Source organism: Arthrobacter sp. 2YAF22_2, assembly GCF_052114645.1.
Classification (GTDB): domain Bacteria; phylum Actinomycetota; class Actinomycetes; order Actinomycetales; family Micrococcaceae; genus Arthrobacter.
In genome coordinates this window covers 1-1906 of record NZ_JBFRFD010000608.1, presented here as the reverse complement: position 1 = coordinate 1906, position 1906 = coordinate 1, and the positions used below count along the sequence as shown (strand labels likewise).

The following is a 1906-nucleotide window of genomic DNA, read 5'->3' as shown; positions in this document are numbered from 1 at the left end:
GAGATAGCCCGTCCACAACAGTGCGATGGCGATGAACCAGATGGTGGGTAGCAGTTCCATGCTGAGTATCCTCTACGACTTCTTCGGGGACGTTAGTAGGCGAAGGCCAAGACGTCGTCGGCTTCGGGTTTGGCGGGGGTTCCGCCGGACGGGGACTGGTCGTCATTTTCGTCCGCCGGGGCCAGGACGAGTTCGGGCATCGCGGAGACCACGCCACCCCGGATGTACTTCACCAGCAGCTTCACCTCCACCACCAGCAGCACCCCGTAGACGGCGCTCAGCACAATCAAGGACGTGAGCAGCTCCCCGGCGGAGACCCCCGGGGAAACGGCTGCGGCCGTGAACATGAACACCTGGTCGATGCCGTTGAGGTCCGGGTTGGGCGCCACCACGAAGGGCTGGCGGCCCATCTCGGTGAAGATCCAGCCGGCGGCGTTCGCGCCGAACGGGGCCAGGATGCCGAATACGGCGAGCCGCATGAGTCCGCGGGAGGCCGGGACGGTTCCCTTGCGGGTGGCCCAAAGGGCCACGAGCGCGGCCAGCGCCGCCACGCCGCCGAAGCCGATCATCATCCGGAAGCCCCAATAGGTGACCTCCATGACCGGGACGTACTGGATCTCCTGGCCGGCCCGGTCACCGTAGATCGGGTTGTTGGGCAGGTGGGTGCCGTAATCCGCCTTGTACTGGTCCTGCAGGCTGTTCACGCCCTTGACCTCGGTGTTAAAGTCGCCCTTGGCCAGGAAGGACAGAATGCCGGGGACCTCGATCACGGCGACGACGTCGTCGCAGTTCTTGGAGCCGACGTTGCCGATACTAAGCACGGAGAAGCCGGTGCCGTCGTGGCAAGCGGCCTCGGCGGCGGCCATCTTCATGGGCTGCTGTTCGAACATGAGCTTGCCCTGCAGGTCGCCGGTGATCGCGGTCCCGGCGAAGGAGATCATCGCGACGACGGCGCCGATCCGCAGGGAGCGGATCCAGACGGCGTGGTCCGCACGGTCCCGGCCCGGAATATCCGACTCGCCGGGGATCACCTTGCCGTCAGCCCCGACCGTGTCGATSCCGTCRTGGCGSCGGCGCCACAGGTGGTACCAGGCGATGCCGAGCAGGAAACCGCCGGCGACGGCGAGTGCGCCGAAGAGGGTGTGGGGCACCGCCACCAGGGCGGTGTTGTTGGTGAAGACGGCCCAGGCGTCGGTCATCACGGGCCGCCCGTTAATCATCTCGACGCCCACCGGGTGCTGCATCCAGCTGTTGGCCACGATGATGAAGTAGGCGGAAARGACCGAGCCGATCACKGCGATCCAGAGGCAGGCCAGGTGGACACCTCGCTTGAGCTGCTTCCAGCCGAAGATCCACAGGCCCAGGAASGTGGATTCCACGAAGAACGCCAGCAGCGCCTCCAAGGCCAGCGGTGCGCCGAAGACGTCCCCGACGAAGCGGCTGTACTCGCTCCAGGCCATGCCGAACTGGAAYTCCTGSACGATGCCGGTKGCCACGCCCATGATGAAGTTAATCAGGAAGAGCTTGCCCCAGAACTTCGTCATCCGCAGATACTCGGGCTTGCCGGTGCGGTACCAGAGGGTCTGGATCACCGCCACGACAAGGCCGAGACCGATTGTCAGCGGCACCATCATGAAGTGATAGACGGTGGTAATGCCGAATTGCCAGCGTGCAATTTCCAAGGCTTCCAAGGCAGTCCCTTTGGCTAGGTTCCCGAGATCTTCTAATTTTCTACGTTGCGTAGAAATAATACTTCTACAGAGTGTAGAACAATTGCGCACCGTCCCGCACCCCAGCGTCGCATGGCACAGGCCACCCCGCAATGGAGTTGCCGGAGTGCCCGGGGACGCCGGCTCCGGCCGCGCCGTCAGCTGAGGCGACACGCCGCAGGGATGCTGTTCTACCT

1 protein-coding gene is annotated in these 1906 nt (G+C 64.3%); it reads right to left on the bottom strand.

The features are described from left to right. Positions 1-92: 92 nt before the first annotated feature. Positions 93-1691: a cytochrome ubiquinol oxidase subunit I gene (locus AB4Y86_RS17810; protein ID WP_441403485.1), complete on the bottom strand. Its 1599-nt coding sequence runs from the start codon at positions 1689-1691 to the stop codon at positions 93-95. Positions 1692-1906 lie beyond the last annotated feature (215 nt).